This is a genomic window from Pseudomonas sp. AFG_SD02_1510_Pfu_092, assembly GCF_003331055.1.
In the GTDB taxonomy this organism is placed as follows: Bacteria; Pseudomonadota; Gammaproteobacteria; order Pseudomonadales; family Pseudomonadaceae; genus Aquipseudomonas.
Window position 1 is genome coordinate 41,318 of sequence record NZ_PUQD01000018.1, and the last position, 19,984, is coordinate 61,301.

Below are 19,984 nucleotides of genomic sequence, written 5' to 3' on the forward strand. Positions count from 1 at the left end.
TAAAGGACTAGCGACCCCATCACGCGCCCGCACATGCGGGCCTCTAATTCCAGCGCCCTGCCTTGTGCAGGGCGCTTTCGTTTGCGCAATCGGCGCACTGCCGTATCATGGCCAGCCTGTCTGTTTTGCCGGCGCCCTGCGCCCGGCCCCGTCTCAGGAGTTCCCATGAGCCTGCACGATCTGCAAACCCTGCCTGGCGTCACTGCCCAACCGGACGCCGCCACCGCCCAGTTCGTCTTCAACCACACCATGCTGCGGGTCAAGGACATCGAGAAGTCCCTGGACTTCTATACCCGTGTGCTGGGCTTCCGCCTGGTGGACAAGCGCGACTTCCCGGAAGCCGCCTTCAGCCTGTACTTCCTGGCGCTGGTCGACCCGGCGCAGATCCCCGCCGATGACCATGCGCGCCACCAGTGGATGAAATCGATCCCTGGCGTGCTGGAGCTGACCCACAACCACGGTACCGAGCACGATGCCGGGTTCGCCTATCACAACGGCAATACCGACCCGCGCGGCTTTGGCCATATTTGCATCTCGGTGCCGGATGTACGCGCCGCCTGCGCGCGCTTCGAGGCACTGGAGGTGCCGTTCCAGAAACGCCTGCAGGATGGCCGCATGAACCACCTGGCCTTCGTCAAGGACCCGGACGGTTACTGGGTCGAGATCATCCAGCCGACTGAACTCGAAGGCTGAGCCAGCCGCGCGGCTCGCTCGTCGGGCCGGGAACTCCCGGCTGCTCGCTGTGGTATATGAAGGTAACTGCTTCATGTGCCACAGCGAGGTAAGGACGATGCAATCTCTTCACTGTGAATATCGCCAGCACACCATCACCGCCAGCGTGATGCCCCACCCTGACTCTCCCCTGCCCTATGCCGCCGGCTGCCTGATCACCGACCCCGACGGGCACACCAGCAAGCGCCTGTCGATGCCGATGAAGTTTTTCTCCGACCTTGAGAATGCCCAGCATGTGTCGCTTGCCCATGGCCGCGCGCTGGTCGACCAGCAGCTGGATGCCGGGCATAAGGTGTTCTGATCGGGTTGGCGCTTGTGCCGGCCTCTTCGCGGGCTTGCCCGCTCCCACAAGCTCACCACAGGCTCAGGCCCTGTGAAATACCTGTGGGAGCGGGCAAGCCCGCGAAAGGGCCGGCACAGGCGTAATCAGATACCCCGGGCGTACGCCACCGCCGCCTCCACCTGCGCCGGTGTCGGCCGCACCCCGGTATACAGCACGAACTGCTCCAGCGCCTGCAACGCAATCACCTCCAGCCCGGTGATCACCGGCTTGCCCAACGCCTGGGCGCGACGGATCAACGGTGTCTGCGCCGGCATCGCCACCACATCGAACACCCGTTCCGCCGCCGCAATGGCGTTCTCGGAAAACGCCAGTTGCTCGGCCTCCGCGCCACCCGCCATGCCGATCGGCGTCACGTTCACCAGCATCGGCGGGCAAAGGTCGCCAAGGTCGGCCAGCCAGCGATAGCCGCACACGTCCGCCAGTTGTCGCCCGGCCTGCTCATTGCGCGCGACGATGGTGCCCTCGGCAAACCCGGCATCGCGCAGGGCACTGGCCACGGCCTTGGCCATACCGCCACTGCCGCGCAGGGCAAACGCGGTGCCTGGGTCGACCTGGTGTTGCGCCAGCAACTGGCGCACGGCCAGGTAATCGGTGTTGTAGGCCTTCAGATGGCCGTTGCTGTTGACCAGGGTGTTGACCGACTCGATGGCCGCTGCCGACGGGTCGATCTCGTCGACCAGGGCCATGCAGGCTTCCTTGTACGGCATCGATACGCCGCAACCGCGAATGCCCAGGGCACGGATACCCGCCACCGCAGCCGGCAGGTCATCGGTGCGCATGGCCTTGTAGTAGAAGTCCAGACCCAGCTGCTGGTACAGGTGATTGTGGAAGCGCACACCGAAGGTGCCAGGGCGCCCGGCCAGGGAAATGCACAGGACCGTGTCCCGGCCTGGAGGTATCGACATTACCTGCTCCTTTGTCGTGACTGAAACGTTTGCGCAGCGTAACAGAGCTGGCCGCTGGCCGCGCCGCGCTGGCATGTGTTGATGGAACTAATGACCACTATCGAAGAAGTTGATTTCAAACCGCTCGAGCGGCTGGCTAAGGTAGGCCCATGTCTTACAGGAGGTCCCCCATGGCCACTATCCAGATCATGTCCGTTGTCGGCAGTGCCGTCCCCACCTCGCTACGTGAGCAGGGCCTGCTGGCGTGCTGGTACCTGGTGCGCAACGGCGAAGCCGTCAGTGGCCCGATGCCGACCCTCGCCGCTGCCAAGGCCTTGGTGGCACAGCTGCAACCCGGCACCCTGGTTGCCTGAACCGTATTTGTTGTGCGTTGCTCCCTACGTCCTTGCCCGCCTTCTGGCGGGCTTTTTTTTGTTCGAGTACATTTAGCAGCAAGCTAAATACTGGCATGCTGCCTCTCATGGACATCTACGACATTCGCAAGCACAACCTGGTCAAGCTGATCGGCAGCCAGAGAAAGGGTTCCTGCGCAGAGCGCTGGGGCATGGCCCCGGCGCACCTGAGCCAGATTCTTTCGGACAAGACCATGAAGAACCTGGGTGACGACGTGGCCCGCAGAATCGAGGCCATCGAAGGTTTGCCGCGGGGCTGGTTCGACGCCATGGCAGCGGGCGAGCAGCCGCCGGTCGAGACGGGTGACAGCACGCTGTCCGCCGCCGACCTGGTCAGGCAGATGCTTGCCAGAAGCGGCAAGGGCATCCCCGAACACACCCGGCAAAGGCTGCTGGCCGCCGCCGAGGAGCCGGCAGACGCCACGCTGATCAAGGCTGAGCGGCTCCAGCCAGGCCTGGTGGGTGACGAAGTGTGGATTGCCCACTACGACGTCCGCGCCGCCATGGGCGGCGGGCAGATTCCCCACGACTATCCGGAGATGCTCAAGGACGTTCGGGTCAGCCCCAGCCACCTGCGCGAGCTGGGTGTGGAGTTCAGCGATCACCATCACCTGAAGATGGTGACCGGTTGGGGCCAGTCGATGGAGCCGACCATCAAGCACCGCGACCCGCTGATCGTGGACATCAGCATCCGCGAGTTCGTCGGCGACGGGATCTACTTCTTCGCCTGGGGTGAGCACATCTACATCAAGCGGCTGCAGATCGCCGACGAAGAGCATTTCGAGATGATCTCCGACAATTCGCGGCACAAGGACCGCATGATTCGTCGCGACGAGACGTACATTCAGGCCCGGGTCCTGCTGGTGTGGAATGCGCACCTTGTGTAAAACCAAGCCCGCCACCCTGGCGGGCTTGTTCTGAGTTTCAGAAAGGCGGCGCCGCTTCAACCCGTCGTTCGCTGCGCTGTTCGACGATGAAATCGTCGCGCTCCTCCACGCTGCTGCGCTGCCAGCGCAGCGTCACGCTGCCGTCGTCGTTGAAAGTGAGCTCCAGCTCGGGCGTTTCGGCCAGCAGGCCGATCACCTCCTCCCATTCCGCATCACCGTCGGTATCCAGGCGATGCACCGTCACCCAGCGCTGCGTCTGCGCCAGCGGGTGGTTGATCATCGACGATACACGCAGGCTCAGCCGCTCTATGGCGGTGATTGCCTGGCGGTGATCGGGCAGCGGCTTCATGTGTTCAGACATATCGTTATCCTGATAGCTGTATATTCGTACAGTATTCAAGGAAAGCTTATCTCACCGGCAAATCCAGCGTAAAGCCCCCTTTACGGGAAATTTCGCCAACGGGTAAATTTGCGCTCGGCGAAATAAATTTAGCTCAAAGCTATTGACGTAGTTTTAGCTCACGGCTAACTTAAATCCCAGCAGTCGCCAACAGGCTGCTGCAAAGGCCCTCGGCCACATACCCGTTACTTTTCAGACAGGAGTTCCACCATGAGCGTAGATATCAGCAACCTCATCCTTGCCGTTCCGGTGGCGGTGTCCCCGATCAACCTGGTAGCGACCGAACTCACCGGCGCCGACGCGCTGGTTCTGTACCCGAACTACGTGAGCGAGCTGAGCGACGGTTCGGTTCAGCTTTCCGCACCCACCAAAGGCGCCTCGAGCAAAAGCACCCGCAGGACCCGCTGCGAGTGGTCGGAACCGCACTACTGGAGCCTGGGCAGTGCCCGCGATCACCTGAATCGTCAGGAAATGACGCTGACCAAGGTCAACTGGGCGCAGAAGGTGGTCATCGCGCAAATGCACGTGTACGCCGACGACAGCCCGCCGGTGAAGGTGTTCTGGAAGAAGGGCGACATCACCCTCGGGTTCCGGCGCACCTACAACCAGATCGACCCGGTGAACTCGACGGTGTTGAAGGGGGTACCGCTGGGGGCGAAGTTCGTCGTCAGCATCCACACCACCGCTGCCGGCGTGGTCACCGTGACGGCCACCTGCAACGGGGTGACCGGGACCTCTGGCGGCCTGCAGCTCGACGACACCTGGACCTCGCGCCTGTTCGAGTTCCACGGCGGGGTGTACAACCAGGTCGATTACACCGATACCACGCCAGTCGATGATGGCTCGATCTGCATCATCAGCGACCTGTCGCTGGCCCATACCTGAACTCACCACGCAAAAAGACGTCCCGATGCACTGTGTTCCGGCACCGTTTGCACGGGACGTTTTGCTCCTCATCCACGCTCTGCGGGGAATAAAAAACCCAGCACAATGGCTGGGTTCAGGTGTTAGCGCTTGCTCACTGGGAAACACTTCGGCTGTGATGCCAGTACAGATATGCCAAGCCTGCTGGCGCGATGAAAATCGCGAACGACCAGCACAGCGCCATGGTGAAAACCTTCACCGACAACATGAAAAGCGCGTTCACGAAGAACACGTTATTACCCATGATGAAGCCCACTACGCTTTCGTAGACGAAGCGCGAGTATGGGTATAACAAGGTAGAGACGACCGCCATCAGCAGCAGGCCGGGTTTGCCTGTAAGGCCGGCAGTGCTATTGGCAGCGAAGCCCAGGATCAGGGCCGCGAAAAGTGAGCCGAAGAACAGCTGGCGGAGGTAATAGCTCGGTGTCAAACCGCCAAACGTCATTGAAATGATGCGCCGCATAAGATCCCTCTCAGGCTGGTTTCAAAGGCGCAGACTCTACCAGCTCCGGAATTCATGGGCAAAGAGGCGAACGGAAAGCCACAGAATTAAATTTCCTTCACCTTGCGCCCTTTAGTCATAAGGCATTCGACAGGGTTTGGGCCATACTCCACAATGCAGCGGTTTTGGGGGAAAACCCTTGCACAGCCAACGACATACCAACTTTTAGTGAGCCTCATTGTGAAAACGACCCTGTCCATCCTCAGCCTGCTGCTGTTGCTCACAGGTACCGCGACCGTTTCGTCGACCGCTGCTGCACAACCCCCGGCCCAGGCTCAACGTGACCCGTCCAAGCTGCACCTGGCTTCAGGCAGCGCGCTGCTGATCGACCTGAACAGCAACCAGGAACTGTATGCCAGCCACGCCGACCGCGTGGTGCCGATTGCCTCGGTGACCAAGCTGATGACGGCGATGGTGGTGCTGGATGCCCGGCAGCCCATGGATGAGATGCTCACCATGACCATCGCCAACAACCCGGAAATGAAAGGCGTGTATTCGCGTGTGCGCCTGGGCAGCCAGCTCGACCGCCGCGAGACCTTGCTGATTACCCTGATGTCGTCGGAGAACCGTGCGGCCAACACCTTGGCCAACCACTACCCCGGCGGCTACCCGGCGTTCATCAAAGCGATGAATGCCAAAGCCCGCAGCCTGGGCATGGCCCACACCCGCTATGTCGAGCCGACCGGCCTGTCGACGCAGAACGTGTCCTCCGCGCGCGACCTGGCCAAGCTGCTGATCGCCTCGCGCAAGTACCCGCTGCTGAGCGAACTGTCGACCACCCGCGAGAAGACTGTGGCCTTCCGCAAACCCAACTACACCTTGGGCTTTCGCAACACCGACCACCTGGTGAACAAGAGCAACTGGGACATCAAGCTGACCAAGACCGGCTTCACCAACGAAGCCGGGCACTGCCTGGTGCTGCTGACGCGCATGGACAACCGCCCGGTGGCCATGGTCATCCTCGATGCGTTCGGCAAGTACACCCACTTCGCCGATGCCAGCCGCATGCGTCAGTGGCTGGAAACCGGCGCAGCCAAGCCGGCACCGGCGGTGGCCATGCAGTACAAGGCGCAGCGGCAGAACAAAGGCAGCCTGGCCGCGGAGTGAACCGAGGCAGCAATGATAGGGCCTGGCCTGGCCCTATCGTCGGCTCGCACCTCTTGAAGGCAGGCGCGGCCCCTGTGGGAGCGGCCGTGGCCGCGAACACCGGCGCAGCCGGTGCCATCCACCGCGTCGCCTGCTTCGCGGGCTTGCCCGCTCCCACAGGGATCGCGCAGGTCTTGAAGACACCAGCTGGGGCGTCAGGCCTGGGTGCTGACCATTCCGCCGGCACTGCTGCCACCGGTTTTCTGCAGGGCTTCGAGTAACTGCGCGGTGGCTTGAAGGATTTCGCCATTGAGGGTGGCGATGCTCGCCTGCTTGGCGCTCACCACGGTCAGCCTGGTCGTTTCGTCCATCTTCTGCGCCATCAACTGGGCCAGTTGCTTCTGTTCTTCGGCCAGCTGCTTCTGCAGCTTCTTGATCATCTCGCGCAATTGCCGGATGTGCGCAGGTTCCGCGCTCTCGCCGCTGTCCTCGGCCTGCTTGGTCTGCCCGCCAGCCTGCAGCCTGGACGTATCGGCCTGGACACCGACCTTGCCTGCTTCAGTCTTTTGCGCATCCTGGGTATCAGCGTTCACGGTCGTGCTCAACGCCTGAGCCGTGCTGGCGATACCGACTGCTGCAATACCTGTCATGTCTTTCTCCCTGCGTTACGAATGGGTCCTTGGGTTGTTCTACCTATCGGCTGGCAGACGCAGGTCTTTAGCGCGGCTACCAGCGGGTCGGTCGCCCCTCGGTAAATTCGCCATCGCCTGGCTCGTTCCACCCAATGTACAAACGCAGGCGCCGACCCCCGGGCGTGCGTCCACATTCGACCACTATGGAACCGCAGCCATGAGCCAGTCTGCACACCCGGAAACTATCAAGGACCTGATCGGCGTGGGCTTCGGCCCTTCCAACCTGGCCCTGGCCATTGCCCTGGAAGAACTCGCCGAATCCCAGGGCCATGCCCTCGACGCGCTGTTCATCGACAAGCAGCAGGACTACCGCTGGCACGGCGAAACCCTGGCCACCCAGAGCGAGTTGCAGATCTCGTTCCTCAAGGACCTGGTGTCGCTGCGCAACCCCACCAGCCCCTACAGCTTCGTCAACTACCTGCACCAGAAGCAGCGCCTGGCCGACTTCATCAACCTCGGCACCTTCTACCCTTGCCGCCTTGAGTACAACGACTACCTGCGCTGGGCCGCCGAGCACTTCGCCACCCAGGCGCGGTATGGCGAGGAAGTGCTGCGCATCGAGCCAGAACTGCACGCCGGCCGGGTCGAGCACCTGCGCCTGGTCTCGCGCGATGCGCAAGGCCGTGAGTACAGCCGCCGGACCCGTTCGGTGGTGGTCGGCAGCGGCGGCACGCCGAAAATCCCGGCAAAGTTCGCCGCGTTCAAGAACGACGCGCGGGTGTTCCACCACTCCCAATACCTGAGCAGCCTGAACAAGCTGCCGTGCACCGCCGGCAAACCGATGCGCATTGCCGTGATCGGTTCGGGCCAGAGCGCCGCCGAAGCATTCATCGACCTCAACGACAGCTACCCGTCGGTGAAAGTCGACATGATTCTGCGCGGTTCTGCGCTCAAGCCTGCCGACGACAGCCCCTTCGTCAACGAGATCTTCTCGCCGGACTACACCGACCTGGTCTACAACGAACCGGCCGAGCAGCGCAGCAAGCTGCTCGGCGAATACCACAACACCAACTATTCGGTGGTGGACCTCAACCTGATCGAGCGCATCTACGGCATCCTCTATCGGCAGAAGGTCGCCCACCAGTACCGCCACAACGTGCTGTGCCGGCGCCAGGTGGAAGCGGTGGTCGCCACCGGCGAAGGCCTGGAACTGACCTTGCGCGACCTGGCCACCGACCAGCAGCAGACCCACCGCTACGATGCGGTGATCCTGGCCACCGGTTACGAGCGGCGCTCGCACCGTGACCTGCTGGCGCCACTGGCCGGCTACCTCGACGATTTCAGCGTCGAGCGCAACTACCGCGTACTGGCCAGCCCCGACCTGCAGGCCTCGGTGTACCTGCAGGGCTTCTGCGAAAACAGCCACGGACTGAGCGACACCCTGCTGTCGGTGCTGCCGACACGCGCTGCGGAAATTGGTCGGGCGCTGTACCAGGACCTGGCGCAACTGCATGGCAAGCCGCAACCGGCAGTGGCCCTGAGCAGGGCCTGATATTTGCGAACAAGCATCGTCGGCAAGCCATGCGCTGCCCTGTGGGAGCTGGCTTGCCGGCGATGGGCCGCAAAGCGGCCCCAATCGATCCAGACAACATCAACATCTGGCTTTTGAAACATTTACTTGCATTTAAAACGGCAGGATTTCGATTCTCATTCGTCCTTATCAATACAGCCCTTGTTGGTTGGGCACACGCTCGACTCCCTTTGCAGAAGACGTCTGATGGCCAAATCCCCGAAAAAATCCAAGTCCAGGTTGTGGTTCCTGGTGCACAGCTGGCTCGCCCTGCCGATCTGGTTCTTTGTCCTGATCGTCTGCTTCACCGGCATGCTCGCCGTGGTCAGCCAGGAAATCGTCTGGCTGGCCAACCCGGACGCGCGCGCCAACAAGCCCGATGCCGATGTCGAGCGCCTGAGCTTCCAGCAGATACTGGACGCCTTGCACCAAGCCGAACCAGAGCTGGTGGTGGACCGCCTCAACCAGCCCGACGGTTCGCACTTCGCGGTCAAGGCCGATGTCACCCTGCCCGACGGCACCAGCCCGACACTCTATGTAAACCCCTACACCGGCGCCATTCAGGGCAAGACCCCGGACTTCAATTTCGAAGCCTTCACACGCGCCCTGCACGGCTGGTGGCTGGTACCGTTCACCAACGGCTTCAGCTGGGGCTGGTACCTGGTGTCGCTGCTCGGCCTGCCCATGCTCGCTTCGCTGATCACCGGCCTGGTGGTGTACAAGAAGTTCTGGAAGGGCTTCTTCAAGCCGGTACGCACCGGCCATGGCGCGCGGATTTTCTGGGGCGACCTGCACCGCCTGGCCGGGGTCTGGTCGATCTGGTTCATCGCGGTCATTTCCATCACCGGTACCTGGTTCCTGATCCAGGCCATCCTGTTCGACAACCACATCACCATTTCCAGCCGGCCGATCGTGCCGGTGATCGCCCGTGAGCAGGTACCGCAAACCGCAGATGGCAGCCCGGCACCGCGCATCGACCTGGATGAAGCCGCCCGCATCGCCGGCCTGGCGATCCCGGGGCTGGAAATCAATTTCATCACGCTGCCGGCCACCGCCTACAGCCATGTCACCCTGGCCGGGCCGGGCTGGTACCCGCTGATGTTCCAGAGCGCTTCGGTGAACCCCTACACGCGCAACGTCGACAGCCAGTTCCTGATCAGCGACCGCTCGGCGCTGGAGTTCGTCACCGAGTCGATGCGCCCGCTGCACACCGGCGATTTCGGCGGCCTGCCGATCAAGCTGGTGTGGTTCTTCTTCGGCCTGGTGCTGACTCTGATGGTGTTCAGCGGCTTGCTGATCTGGACCAGACGCACCGCCCAGGCCACCGCCGCCGCGCTCAAGCGCAGCGCGCGCACGCCGCACGTGGCGCACAGTGAAACCACCGTGGAGGTTCGCCCATGAGCCAGGTCCAGGCCCTGCCCGCCAGCCCGCTGAAGCGGCTGTGGCTGAAGTGGCGTTTTCACCTGAACATTCTGCTGATCCTGATTCCGCTGGGCTTCATGCCCAAGTATTTCGCCGACGCCAAGCTGTTCCGTGGCGAAGCGGGCCTGGGCGCCAACCCGGTCAGCGACATCCAGGTCGGCCCCTATCGCCTCGACCTGGCCGAACTGCGTGACGAGGCGCCCCGCGCCGACGGCCCGGCCGGCCATTTCAAGGTATTCAACGCAGCGCTGTGCAAGGCCTGCATCAACGAGGTCAAGGCGGCCTACCTGCGTATCGGCAAACCGCGCAGCCTGCGCGCCGCCGGCAGCATCTTCTTCGGTGCGCCCTATCACATGGCCACCTCGTTGCCGATCCCGCCGCGTACCCGGCCCGACGCGCACATCTGGATCACCCTGGAAGGCTGGGACGGCAGCCTGTACCAGGCGTCGGTACCGCTGGCCCAGGCATCGCCGGCCACCGTGGCCTGGCTCGAAACCCAAGGAGGCAAAAAATGAAACAGTTGATGCGTGCCCTCGCCCTGCCGCTGCTGGCGCTCGCCACCGGCCAGGCGCTGGCGCACAACCCGATGTGCGAGTGCGAACCGCTGGCCGGCGGCCAGGTCAAGTGCACTGGCGGCTTCTCCGATGGCAGCGGTGCGCCCGGGGTGACCCTGGATGTGATCGGCTACGACGAACAGGTACTGGTCGGCGGCAAGCTCGGCGACGACTCGACGCTGACCTTCAAGCGCCCGGACGGCGAGTTCTACGTGCTGTTCGATGCCGGCCCGGGGCATGTAGTGGAAGTCGACCACGCCGATATCGCCCAGCCATGAGCCGCGCCCAGCTGATTCGCCCGGCCGGTGCCGGGCACGAAACCCTCTACGTGCTGCTGGTCAGCCTGCTGATCGTGCTGCTCGCTGCCAGCGTGGTGCTGCTGCGTGGCGAGCGCGAGGACCAACAGGCCATCGCCAGCCACCAGATCGACGCCCGGCGCGACCTGACTGCCGCCGAACAAGGCCTGTACACCGACTTGCGGGTGGCCTTCGACGAGATCCAGCTGCTGCGCGAGGAAAACGCCGCCGCCCCAGGCGTGGACGCCTTGGCCGCAGAAGGCCTGCCACCGTTCGTGCGCGATGCCGGCAGCCAGCGCCGTGGCGACCACCGCTGGTCGTGGCTGGACGCCGGCGCCTATCTGGGCCGCAGCCAGGCCCCGCAAATCGCCGGCAGCCTGCTGCTGATCGTGCCAGCCGACAGCGCCGGCCAGGCCGATGTCTGGCTGCGTCGCGACAGCGCCGCCATGCCCCCGGACGACCTCGGCCAGGCCGCGCTGATCGCCGCCGGCTGGCAGCAGGTGGTCAGCCATTACGACGCCGGGGTCACCCGCGAACACCGTCACTGAACCCAAGGATTCCCCCATGCTTCGCACCGCCCTCGCCCTGCTCCTGGCCTTCGCCATGCCGGCCCTGGCCCTGGCCGATAACGGCAAGCCGCTGCGCATCGGTATCACCCTGCACCCGTATTACAGCTATGTGAGCAACATCGTCGGCGACCGCGCCGAAGTGGTGCCGCTGATTCCGGCAGGCTTCAATCCGCATGCCTACGAGCCCCGCGCCGAAGACATCAAGCGCATCGGCACACTGGATGTGGTAGTGCTCAATGGCGTTGGCCACGACGACTTCGCCGACCGCATGATCGCCGCCAGCGCAAAGCCCGCTATCGCAACCATCGAGGCCAACCAGAACGTCCCGTTGCTGGCGGCCACCGGCATCGCGGCGCGCGGCGCCGGCAAGGTGGTCAACCCGCACACCTTCCTGTCGATCAGCACCAGCATCGCCCAGATCAACAACATCGCCCGCGAGCTGGGCAAGCTCGACCCGGACAACGCCAGGTTCTACACGCAGAATGCCCGCGCCTACGCCAAGCGCCTGCGCGCCCTGCGTGCCGAGGCCCTGGCCAAGGTCACCGAGGCCCCCGGCGCCACCTTCCGCGTGGCCACCATCCATGCGGCCTACGACTACCTGGTGCGCGACTTCGGCCTGGAGGTAACCGCGGTGGTCGAGCCGGCCCACGGCATCGAGCCGAGCCCGGCCCAGCTGAAAAAGACCATCGATCAGCTCAAGGCTCTGGATGTGCGGGTGATCTTCTCGGAAATGGACTTCCCTTCGGCCTATGTCGAAACCATCCAGCGTGAATCCGGCGTGCGCCTGTACCCGCTGACGCACATTTCCTACGGCGAATACACCAAGGACAAGTACGAAGTGGAGATGAAGCGCAACCTCGATACCGTGGTCCGCGCCATTCAGGAGAACCGCGCATGACCGCCGCGGCCAACCTGCCGGCTGCCTGCGGGCCGCGCATCGAGTTCGCCGGCATCGACCTGACATTGGGCCGCACGCGCATCCTCGAACAGGTCAGCTTCAGCGTGGCCGCCGGCAGCGTCCATGCGATTGTCGGCCCCAACGGCGGCGGCAAGAGTTCGCTGATCAAGACCCTGCTCGGGCAGATGCCGCACCAGGGCCGGCTGACCCTGCACTGGCCTGGCGCAGGCGATGTGATTGGCTACGTGCCGCAGGCGCTGGAGTTCGACCGCGGCCTGCCGATGACCGTGGATGATTTCATGGCTGCGATGTGCCAGCACCGCCCGGCGTTCCTCGGCCTGTCCCGGCGCGCGCAGCCCGCCATCGACGCCGCCCTGGCGCGGGTCGGCATGCTCGCCAAGCGCAAGCGGCGCATGGGCGCGCTGTCGGGGGGCGAACGCCAGCGCGTACTGCTGGCCCAAGGCCTGATCCCGGAACCGCAACTGCTGGTGCTGGACGAACCGATGTCGGCGCTCGATGAGGCCGGTATCCAGGTGTTCGAGCAACTGCTGCTGGGCTGGCGCCAGGCCGGTACCACCGTGCTGTGGATCGAGCACGACCTGCAGGCCGTGCTGCGCCTGGCCGACCGGGTCACCGGGCTGAGCCGCCAGGTACTGTTCGACGCACCACCCGCCCAGGCCCTGACCCCGGAGCGCCTGCTCGGCCTGTTCTCCGTTCACCCGCGCAGCGAGAGCCTTGCCTGATGAGCCTTGAAGTGTTTCGCCAGACGGTCCAGGACTGGGCCACCGCCGGTTACTTGCCCGAGGCCCTGGCCTACGGTTTCGTGGTCAATGCCCTGCTGGCCGGCCTGATGATCGGCCCGGTGCTCGGCGGCCTCGGCACCTTGGTGGTGGTCAAGCGTTTTGCCTTCTTCTCCGAAGCGGTCGGCCATGCCGCGCTGACCGGCGTGGCCATCGGCATATTGCTGGGCGAGCCCTACACCGGCCCCTACGGCAGCCTGTTCGGTTACTGCCTGCTGTTCGGCATTCTGCTCAACTTCCTGCGCAACCGCACCGGGCTGTCGCCGGACACCCTGATCGGCGTGTTCCTTTCGGTGTCGCTGGCGTTGGGCGCCAGCCTGCTGCTGATGCTGGCGGGCAAGATCAACGTGCACATTCTGGAGAACGTGCTGTTCGGCTCGGTGCTGACGGTCAGCGGCCAGGACCTGTGGGTGCTGGGCATCGTCGCGGTGCTGGTCGTGGCGCTGGCGGTGCCGCTGTACAACCGCATCATGCTGGCCAGCTTCAACCCGCAGCTGGCAGCCGTGCGTGGGGTGGCGGTGAAAACCCTGGACTACCTGTTCGTGGTGCTGGTGACCTTGGTCACCGTGGCCGCAGTGAAAGTGATCGGGGCGATCCTGGTCGGCGCGCTGCTGGTGATTCCCGCCGCAGCCGCACGCCTGGTCAGCCAGTCGTTGCAGGGGTTTTTCTTCCTGTCGGTGGTGATCGCCACCTTGAGCACCTTGCTCGGCATCCTGCTGCCGATCGTTTTCGACCTGCCGGTGCCGTCCGGGGCTGCGATCATCCTGGTCGCCGGCCTCTGCTTCGCCCTGGCCGCCCTGGCCCGCGCGCTAGTCCCCCGCCTGCAAGGAAACCCGGCATGAACCTGAAACGCCTGACCCTGGCGCTGGCCCTGGCCGGCCTGCCGTCGCTGTCTTTCGCCACACAGGTGCTGACCAGCCTGCCCGTCACCCACAGCCTGGCCAGCGCCCTGCTCGACGGCACCGCCGTGCAGCTCAAGCGCGCGGCACCGGCGAACCTGCCGGCCAGCCGCCAGCCGTCGTATTTCAACGGGCGCGGTGGCGCCAGCCTGCACAAGGCCGCCCAGCAGGCCGACGCGGTGATCGGTTTGCGCTCGATCTGGCGTGACGACCCGCTGTACCCGATGGCCCGGCGCAGCAATATCCGGGTTGTCGAGATCGACGCCGCACGGCCGGTGGATGGCGCGCTGCCGGGCATTGCGCTGAACGCTGACCAGGCGTTCAGCGCTTACCCCTGGCTCAACCCGACCAACCTCGGGCGCATGGCCGATGTGCTGGCCAACGACCTGGAACGGTTGGCGCCGGCCGACAAGGCGCAGATCCAGGGCAACCTTGCGCGGCTCAAGCGCCAGCTGCTGGAACTGGCCGCCAGCAGCCAGACGCGCCTGGCCGAGGTCGACAACCTGACGGTGATCACCCTGTCGGAGCGGCTGGGCTACCTGGCCAGCGGGTTGAACCTGGATGTGGTCGAGCAGCCGCTGCCGGCCGCCTGGGATGCCGCTGCGCTCAAGGCGCTGGGCGAGAACCTGCAGGCGCAGGATGTAGCGCTGGTGCTGGACCATCGCCAGCCGGAGGCGGCGGTGGCCGAGGTGATCAAGGCGGCAGGGGCGAAGCTGGTGGTGGTGGAGAGTGACCCTGAGGATGCCGTTGCCGGGTTGCAGGCCAGTGTCGAGCAGCTGGTTGCGGCGTTGGCCGGGCGCTGATGTTGCCAGTGCCGGCCTCTTCGCGGGCGCGCCCGCTCCCACAGGGATATCATTCGCTTGCACGGGCGGCGGGGTCCCTGTGGGAGCGGGCAAGCCCGCGAAGAGGCCGGCACTGACACTACAAGGTCAACGCTTCATACACCGCTGATAGCGCTCATCCACCCGCCCGGCAAACCACGCCGTGGTCAGTTTGCGGGTGATCTTCGGGCTCTTCAGCTGGATCCCCGGCAGCACCGCCCGTGGCAGCGCCTTGCCCGCGGCAGCATCGGCCAGGGCAAACACGCCGCGGTACAGTTTGCTGTCCTCGAACGCCAGGCTGTCGCCCTCCTCCAGCTGGCTGCGAATCTGCGGGTTGCGCAACCCCAGCTTACCCCCCAGCCTGCGCGCCGCCTGTTCGGTCGTGCCCGGCATGATCGACCCGGGCGCGATCAGGTCGCCATCGAGGGCCAGCGGCACTCCCGTCACCTTGCTCAGTGCCGCCTGAAACGCCGCATTGCGGCTGGCGTACCAGCCCGCGTTGAAGTCGGCAAAGCGGTACAACTGGCGCTCGTAGCTGGCCGGGTAGCCCAACAGGTGGGCGATACCGAAATACAGGCCGCCGCGTCGCGTGAACACTTCCTGGCGAATGCTGCCCTCGTGGCTGTAGGGGTAATCGCGGGCATGCTGTTCAGCGAAATCGATGCTGACCTGCATCGGCCCGCCGGTGTGCACCGGGTTCAGCCCGCCGAGCAAGGTCTTGCCCAGCGGCACACGGGCAATGACCTCGTCATACAGTTCGCTCAGCTGCTTCTCGCTGCGCACCGCCTGCAAGCGCTGCTGGTAGCTCTGGCCATTGCCCGACGGCGTCTTCAGGGCACCGTCGACCAGCAACCTGGGGATGTGCAGGCGTGCCGCACGGCGGTCGATTTCCTCACGGGCAATACGCCCCAGGTTGGGCACCTGCGGGTCGGCAACGAACGTCGACTCCTGCTCGGTCACCGCCAGCACCGCGCACAGGTTGCGCTTGCCGGGGGCGATGCGCTGGGCGTCGAACGCGACCTGAATGTCGCGGGCCCAGCCCTCGCGGTCCTTGACCTGGGCGGGCAACAGCCGCAGCAGTTGGGCACGGACCTTGGCCGGGTCCGCCTCGGGGGGTTGCTCACGGCGCCCGACGCAGCCTTGCAACAGCGCCAGGGCCATCAACCCGGCCGCCAGTAACCGGCCGTTCAGGGCTGTTCACCGGTCAGGTAGGTCTTGCTGAGGTGACGGAACAGCGGGTGCCCGGCGCTGCCCATCAGCTCGAACAGCACCATTTCCCGGGTCACCAGCTGGGCCCCGGCGGCGCGCATGCGCGCCAGCCCGGCCGCCTTGTTCGCCGGGGTACGGCTGTCACAGGCATCCTCGACGACGAACACCTGCTTGCCCAGCGCCAGCAGGCCAAGCACGGTCTGCAGCACGCAGACATGGGTTTCCATGCCGCAGACAATCACCTGCTCACGCGCCATCAGGCTGGCTGGCAGGCACTCGGCAGCCACGCAGGAAAAATGGCTTTTTTCCACCACCTCGGCGGCCGGCGCCGCGGCCAGCAGTTCGCCCAAGGTATGGCCCAGGCCCTTGGGGTACTGCTCGGAGATCACCGTTGGCAATTCCAGCTCGGCCGTCGCTGCCAGCAACCAGCGCGCACGGGCGCGGGTGCCTTGCGGGTCGCTCATGGCGCCGATGAGTTTTTCCTGGATATCGACGACCAGCAGCGTGGCCTTGTGGGGATCGATCAGCATGTCTGCCTCTTGCCTGGGAAAAGGCCTAGCCTCCCCCAGGCAAGCGGTGACGTCAATCAGGCGCTCAGCCGAAGCGCTTGCAGCGAAGCGGCCAGTGCAGCGAGCACCTGGTCTTCCTGCTCATGGATGAAGAAGTGGCCGCCGGGGAACATGCGCAGCGAGAACGGGCCTTGGGTTTCCTTGCGCCAGGCCTGCAGTTGCTCGTCACTGGCGCGGTCCTGCAAGCCGCCCAACACGTGCAACGGGCACTGCAGCGCCGGCCGCTGGCGGTAGGCGTAGGTGCCGCAGAGGAGGAAGTCGGCGCGCAGGATGGGCAAGGTCAGGCTCATCAGCTCGGCGTTGCCCAGCACTTCCTCGGGCGTGCCCTGCAGTTCGCGCAGCTCGCCGATCAGCTCGGCGTCGCCCTTGGGCTCGCGCCAATTGTTGCCGTCGTAGTCTTCGCGGCGGGTCGGCGCTGCCGTGCCGCAGGCGAACAGCGCCAATGGCGGCGCGCAGCCCAGTGCCTGCAGCTCATGGGCCAGCTCGAAGGCCAGCAGTGCGCCAAGGCTGTGGCCGAGCAGCGCGTAGGGGGCGCTGGCCGCCAGGCGCTGCTCGGCGGCCAGTTGCCGGGCCAGCGCCTGCAGGTCGGTGTGCAGTGGCTCGGCCATGCGCGCGCCACGCCCTGGCAGCTCGACCGGGCGCACCTGCAGCCAGGCCGGCAGCTTGCGCCGCCAGCGGCTGTAGACCATGGCGCTGGCGCCGGAGTACGGCAGGCACAGCAGGTTCAATGCGCTCACTGAGCGGCGGCTTCGGCCATTTTCTGGCGCAGGCTCAGCGGGCGCATGTCGGTCCAGACTTCGTCGATGTAGGCCAGGCAGTCCTTCTTCAGGCCGCTCTTGCCGACGGCTCGCCAGCCGTTGGGGATGGCCTTGTAGTCGGGCCAGATCGAGTATTGCTCTTCGTGGTTGACCACTACCTGGAACTGGATATCGTCGCGGTCGAAAACGGAAGTCATTGTCTGTCTCCTTGAGTGATGGGTGCCATTGTGCGCCTGGCGCAGGGGGGCTTTGAAGTAGACGTAGGGCGCGGCGAAAAAATTAACCAGGCTGACCCGCCTCCACCGTCAGGTATCGCGCAGCAGGTCGTGGGTGTCGAGCAGGCGGAACGCAACCTGCGGGTTACGCTCCAGCCCTCGACGGATCGCCGCCGGGATCGACTGGCGGGTCTTGCGGCACAGCCCCGGTTGGTCGTCCAGCTCGATGACGATGCCGCGCATGGTCCGCACTTCGTTGAAGCCGGGGGCGATGTGCACGCGGATGCCGAGGTTTTCATACAGGCGCTGCTGCAGGCGTTGCAGGTCTTCCAGGTCCTTGAGGTGTTCCAGGCGTTCGAGCAGGCGCTTTTCTTCCTGCCGGGTCAGCAGCAGGATGCGCCGCGCGGCCGGCGCGTGATCGGCCAGCTGTTCCCGGCCGCAGTCACAGGCGCCAGGTGGGCAAGGCTGGCGCAAAGGGGGTGGTGTGCTCATGCAGCAAGCATAGCCGCTTGCGGCCGCTTCGCGGGTGCGCCTGATGTTGCCCTGAAGGCGGTCACAGCTGCACCAGTCGCTCGCGCAGAAACGCCACGAAACCCTGCACCGGCCGCGCCACCTGGCGGTGCTGCGGGTACACCGCCGACAGCTGCAACGCCGGCGGCGTCCACGCCTCCAGCAGCGTCACCAGGCGCCCATCGGCCAACGCCTGGCCAACGATGAAGGTCGGCAGGTACGTCACGCCCATTCCGGCGATCGCCGCATCCCTGAGCAACTCGCCGTTGTTTGCCCGCATGCGCCCGGTTACCGGAATCGCCTGGGCCTTGCCTGCCTGGCGGAACTGCCATTGCACCTGCCGCGAATGCCCATACGGCAGGCAGTCATGCCCGGCCAATGCCTCCGGCCTGGCCGGTACGCCGCGTGCCTCCAGGTAGGCCGGGCTGGCGCAGTACACCCGCTCGACATCGGCAATGCGCCGCGCAATCAGGCTGGAGTCTTCCAGCGCGCCAATCCGCAGCGCCAGGTCATAGCCCTCGCCAATCAGGTCTACCGCGCGGTCACTGAGGTCGACCTCCACATCCACCTGCGGATGCAGTTGCAGAAACTCGGTCAGCAGGCAGCCCAGGTGCGCCATGGCGAACGACAGCGGCGCGCTCAGGCGCAAGGTGCCGCGCAGGGCCTGGGCCTGGCCGCTGATGTCGTGCTCCACCTGCTGCACTTCGCCGAGCAGGCGCAGCGCCGCCTGGTAGTAGTGCTGGCCCAGCGGCGTAGCGTCCAGGCGCCGGGTGGAGCGGTTGAGCAGCCGCACCCCCAGGCGCTCTTCAAGCTGCATCAGGCGCCGGCTCACCGATTGCTTGGACATGCCCAGGCGGTCGGCCGCAGCCGTGAAACTGCCGGCCTCCATGACCTGGGCAAAGATACGCATGTCTTCGTAAGGGTTCATTGTCTCGCTCTTGGTGACAGTCAAACGCTTTATAGCGGCTTTTTCCCAACGGCGCATCTCCCTAATCTACCCACAAGTCGCAGCGATGGCCCGAAGGCCAGGCAAGACGCCCACTCCCCGAACATGTAGAAAAGGATTCGCCCATGAACATTGTCCACAAAACGCTGACCGCCTCCCTGCTGGCCCTGTCCGTTTCCAGCGCCTTCGCCGCTGGCAGCCCAGGTGTCGAGCAGCACACCCAGGCCTTCCTCGAAGCCCTGGAGCAAGGCGGCGGCAAGCCACTGGAACAACTCAGCCCGAAAGACGCCCGTGCAGTGCTGACCGGCGCTCAGGCTTCGGTCAAGATCGACCTCTCTGGCATCGAGGTAAAGGAACGGACCATTCAGGCCAACGGTGAGTCGATCAAGCTGCAGGTGGTACGCCCGGCCAATGTGCAGGGGGAATTGCCGGTGTTCATGTTCTTCCACGGTGGCGGCTGGGTGCTGGGCGACTTCCCGACCCACCAGCGGCTGATTCGCGACCTGGTGGTCGGCTCCGGCGCGGTGGCGGTGTATGTCGACTACACGCCGTCACCTGAGTCGCACTACCCGACCGCGATCGACCAGGCCTACGCCGCGACGCGCTGGGTGGCCGAGCATGGCAAGGAACTCGGCGTGGACGGCAAACGCCTGGCGGTAGCCGGCAACAGCGTCGGCGGCAACATGGCGGCGGTGGTCGCGCTCAAGGCCAAAGAGGCCGGTACCCCGGCGCTGCGTTTCCAGCTGTTGCTGTGGCCGGTGACCGATGCCAGCTTCGAGACGGCGTCGTACAAGCAATTTGCCGAAGGGCACTTCCTCACCACCGGGATGATGAAATGGTTCTGGGACAACTACACCACCGATGCCAAGGCGCGCCAGCAGATCTACGCCTCGCCGCTGCGCGCCACTGTCGAACAGCTGAAAGGCTTGCCGCCGGCCCTGGTGCAAACGGCCGAGTTCGATGTGCTGCGCGATGAAGGTGAAGCGTATGCGCGCAAGTTGAATGCAGCGGGCGTGACGGTGACCTCGGTGCGCTACAACGGGATGATTCATGACTATGGGCTGCTCAACCCGCTGAGCCAGGTACCGGCGGTGAAGGCGGCGATGCGGCAGGCGGGCACCGAACTGAAAGTGCACCTGCAGTGA

26 protein-coding genes are annotated in these 19,984 nt (G+C 64.9%); 16 read left to right on the forward strand and 10 right to left on the reverse strand.

Going from position 1 to position 19,984, the window contains the following annotated elements:
- Positions 1 to 165: 165 nt before the first annotated feature.
- The gene (gloA, locus tag C6A77_RS10595; RefSeq protein ID WP_114169434.1) at positions 166 to 693 is read left to right on the forward strand and encodes a lactoylglutathione lyase; all 528 of its coding nucleotides are present in this window, start codon (positions 166 to 168) and stop codon (positions 691 to 693) included.
- Between the two features lie 97 nt (positions 694 to 790).
- The gene (locus C6A77_RS10600) at positions 791 to 1,033 is read left to right on the forward strand and encodes a hypothetical protein (RefSeq protein ID WP_114169435.1); all 243 of its coding nucleotides are present in this window, start codon (positions 791 to 793) and stop codon (positions 1,031 to 1,033) included.
- Between the two features lie 125 nt (positions 1,034 to 1,158).
- Here the strand turns inward: C6A77_RS10600 and C6A77_RS10605 are convergent, their stop codons facing one another.
- Entirely contained in the window at positions 1,159 to 1,980 is an 822-nt protein-coding gene (locus C6A77_RS10605; RefSeq protein ID WP_114169436.1) for a shikimate 5-dehydrogenase, read from the reverse strand.
- Positions 1,981 to 2,150: 170 nt separating this feature from the next.
- On the opposite strand from C6A77_RS10605, the gene C6A77_RS10610 reads away from it, so the two are divergent.
- Positions 2,151 to 2,333 (forward strand): hypothetical protein, encoded by a 183-nt coding sequence (locus C6A77_RS10610; protein WP_114169437.1) that lies wholly within the window; start codon positions 2,151 to 2,153, stop codon positions 2,331 to 2,333.
- 107 nt (positions 2,334 to 2,440) lie between these two features.
- Positions 2,441 to 3,259, forward strand: coding sequence for a S24 family peptidase (locus C6A77_RS10615; protein WP_114169438.1), 819 nt, complete (start codon positions 2,441 to 2,443; stop codon positions 3,257 to 3,259).
- 37 nt (positions 3,260 to 3,296) lie between these two features.
- Here the strand turns inward: C6A77_RS10615 and C6A77_RS10620 are convergent, their stop codons facing one another.
- Entirely contained in the window at positions 3,297 to 3,620 is a 324-nt protein-coding gene (locus C6A77_RS10620) for a DUF1654 domain-containing protein (RefSeq protein WP_114169439.1), read from the reverse strand.
- Between the two features lie 249 nt (positions 3,621 to 3,869).
- Here C6A77_RS10620 and C6A77_RS10625 point away from each other — a divergent pair, with 249 nt between their 5' ends.
- Positions 3,870 to 4,544 carry a polysaccharide lyase family 7 protein gene (locus tag C6A77_RS10625; RefSeq protein ID WP_114169440.1) on the forward strand — a complete coding sequence of 225 codons (675 nt, stop codon included), beginning with the start codon at positions 3,870 to 3,872 and terminating at the stop codon, positions 4,542 to 4,544.
- A gap of 133 nt (positions 4,545 to 4,677) precedes the next feature.
- On the opposite strand, the gene C6A77_RS10630 is transcribed toward C6A77_RS10625, so the two are convergent.
- Positions 4,678 to 5,046: a hypothetical protein gene (locus C6A77_RS10630; RefSeq protein WP_114169441.1), complete on the reverse strand. Its 369-nt coding sequence runs from the start codon at positions 5,044 to 5,046 to the stop codon at positions 4,678 to 4,680.
- Between the two features lie 219 nt (positions 5,047 to 5,265).
- Between C6A77_RS10630 and pbpG the strand changes: the two genes are divergently transcribed.
- The gene (gene pbpG / locus C6A77_RS10635) at positions 5,266 to 6,192 is read left to right on the forward strand and encodes a D-alanyl-D-alanine endopeptidase (RefSeq protein WP_241507407.1); all 927 of its coding nucleotides are present in this window, start codon (positions 5,266 to 5,268) and stop codon (positions 6,190 to 6,192) included.
- Between the two features lie 194 nt (positions 6,193 to 6,386).
- Here pbpG and C6A77_RS10645 read toward each other — a convergent pair whose 3' ends face one another.
- Entirely contained in the window at positions 6,387 to 6,821 is a 435-nt protein-coding gene (locus C6A77_RS10645) for a hypothetical protein (RefSeq protein ID WP_114169444.1), read from the reverse strand.
- Positions 6,822 to 7,020: 199 nt separating this feature from the next.
- Between C6A77_RS10645 and C6A77_RS10650 the strand changes: the two genes are divergently transcribed.
- From C6A77_RS10650 to C6A77_RS10690, 9 genes are all read left to right on the forward strand, one after another.
- The gene (locus C6A77_RS10650; RefSeq protein WP_114169445.1) at positions 7,021 to 8,355 is read left to right on the forward strand and encodes a SidA/IucD/PvdA family monooxygenase; all 1,335 of its coding nucleotides are present in this window, start codon (positions 7,021 to 7,023) and stop codon (positions 8,353 to 8,355) included.
- Between the two features lie 225 nt (positions 8,356 to 8,580).
- Positions 8,581 to 9,774: a PepSY domain-containing protein gene (locus tag C6A77_RS10655; protein WP_114169446.1), complete on the forward strand. Its 1,194-nt coding sequence runs from the start codon at positions 8,581 to 8,583 to the stop codon at positions 9,772 to 9,774.
- The gene (locus C6A77_RS10660) at positions 9,771 to 10,310 is read left to right on the forward strand and encodes a thiamine pyrophosphate-binding protein (RefSeq protein ID WP_114169447.1); all 540 of its coding nucleotides are present in this window, start codon (positions 9,771 to 9,773) and stop codon (positions 10,308 to 10,310) included. The genes C6A77_RS10655 and C6A77_RS10660 overlap by 4 nt, the downstream gene beginning before the upstream one ends.
- On the forward strand, positions 10,307 to 10,627 hold the full coding sequence (locus C6A77_RS10665) for a hypothetical protein (RefSeq protein ID WP_114169448.1): 321 nt from the start codon (positions 10,307 to 10,309) through the stop codon (positions 10,625 to 10,627). Before C6A77_RS10660 ends, C6A77_RS10665 begins: the two co-directional genes overlap by 4 nt.
- Positions 10,624 to 11,193, forward strand: coding sequence for a DUF6162 family protein (locus tag C6A77_RS10670; RefSeq protein WP_114169449.1), 570 nt, complete (start codon positions 10,624 to 10,626; stop codon positions 11,191 to 11,193). The genes C6A77_RS10665 and C6A77_RS10670 overlap by 4 nt, the downstream gene beginning before the upstream one ends.
- Before the next feature lie 16 nt (positions 11,194 to 11,209).
- Positions 11,210 to 12,112 carry a metal ABC transporter substrate-binding protein gene (locus C6A77_RS10675; protein ID WP_114169450.1) on the forward strand — a complete coding sequence of 301 codons (903 nt, stop codon included), beginning with the start codon at positions 11,210 to 11,212 and terminating at the stop codon, positions 12,110 to 12,112.
- Positions 12,109 to 12,855 carry a metal ABC transporter ATP-binding protein gene (locus C6A77_RS10680; protein WP_114169451.1) on the forward strand — a complete coding sequence of 249 codons (747 nt, stop codon included), beginning with the start codon at positions 12,109 to 12,111 and terminating at the stop codon, positions 12,853 to 12,855. The genes C6A77_RS10675 and C6A77_RS10680 overlap by 4 nt, the downstream gene beginning before the upstream one ends.
- The gene (locus C6A77_RS10685) at positions 12,855 to 13,754 is read left to right on the forward strand and encodes a metal ABC transporter permease (RefSeq protein ID WP_114169452.1); all 900 of its coding nucleotides are present in this window, start codon (positions 12,855 to 12,857) and stop codon (positions 13,752 to 13,754) included. The genes C6A77_RS10680 and C6A77_RS10685 overlap by 1 nt, the downstream gene beginning before the upstream one ends.
- Complete coding sequence (locus C6A77_RS10690; protein WP_114169453.1) at positions 13,751 to 14,614, forward strand: zinc ABC transporter substrate-binding protein; 864 nt, start codon at positions 13,751 to 13,753, stop codon at positions 14,612 to 14,614. The genes C6A77_RS10685 and C6A77_RS10690 overlap by 4 nt, the downstream gene beginning before the upstream one ends.
- A gap of 126 nt (positions 14,615 to 14,740) precedes the next feature.
- Here the strand turns inward: C6A77_RS10690 and C6A77_RS10695 are convergent, their stop codons facing one another.
- From C6A77_RS10695 to C6A77_RS10720, 6 genes are all read right to left on the reverse strand, one after another.
- Positions 14,741 to 15,793, reverse strand: coding sequence for a DUF1615 domain-containing protein (locus tag C6A77_RS10695; protein ID WP_114169454.1), 1,053 nt, complete (start codon positions 15,791 to 15,793; stop codon positions 14,741 to 14,743).
- A 26-nt stretch (positions 15,794 to 15,819) separates the two neighbouring features.
- The gene (locus tag C6A77_RS10700) at positions 15,820 to 16,371 is read right to left on the reverse strand and encodes a hydrolase (protein ID WP_114169455.1); all 552 of its coding nucleotides are present in this window, start codon (positions 16,369 to 16,371) and stop codon (positions 15,820 to 15,822) included.
- Positions 16,372 to 16,427: 56 nt separating this feature from the next.
- Positions 16,428 to 17,147: an alpha/beta fold hydrolase gene (locus C6A77_RS10705; RefSeq protein WP_114169456.1), complete on the reverse strand. Its 720-nt coding sequence runs from the start codon at positions 17,145 to 17,147 to the stop codon at positions 16,428 to 16,430.
- Complete coding sequence (locus tag C6A77_RS10710; protein WP_003256222.1) at positions 17,144 to 17,365, reverse strand: MbtH family protein; 222 nt, start codon at positions 17,363 to 17,365, stop codon at positions 17,144 to 17,146. The genes C6A77_RS10705 and C6A77_RS10710 overlap by 4 nt, the downstream gene beginning before the upstream one ends.
- Before the next feature lie 108 nt (positions 17,366 to 17,473).
- Complete coding sequence (locus C6A77_RS10715) at positions 17,474 to 17,875, reverse strand: hypothetical protein (protein ID WP_114169457.1); 402 nt, start codon at positions 17,873 to 17,875, stop codon at positions 17,474 to 17,476.
- 61 nt (positions 17,876 to 17,936) lie between these two features.
- Complete coding sequence (locus C6A77_RS10720) at positions 17,937 to 18,821, reverse strand: LysR family transcriptional regulator (protein ID WP_114169458.1); 885 nt, start codon at positions 18,819 to 18,821, stop codon at positions 17,937 to 17,939.
- 143 nt (positions 18,822 to 18,964) lie between these two features.
- Here C6A77_RS10720 and C6A77_RS10725 point away from each other — a divergent pair, with 143 nt between their 5' ends.
- Positions 18,965 to 19,984 carry an alpha/beta hydrolase gene (locus tag C6A77_RS10725; RefSeq protein WP_114169459.1) on the forward strand — a complete coding sequence of 340 codons (1,020 nt, stop codon included), beginning with the start codon at positions 18,965 to 18,967 and terminating at the stop codon, positions 19,982 to 19,984.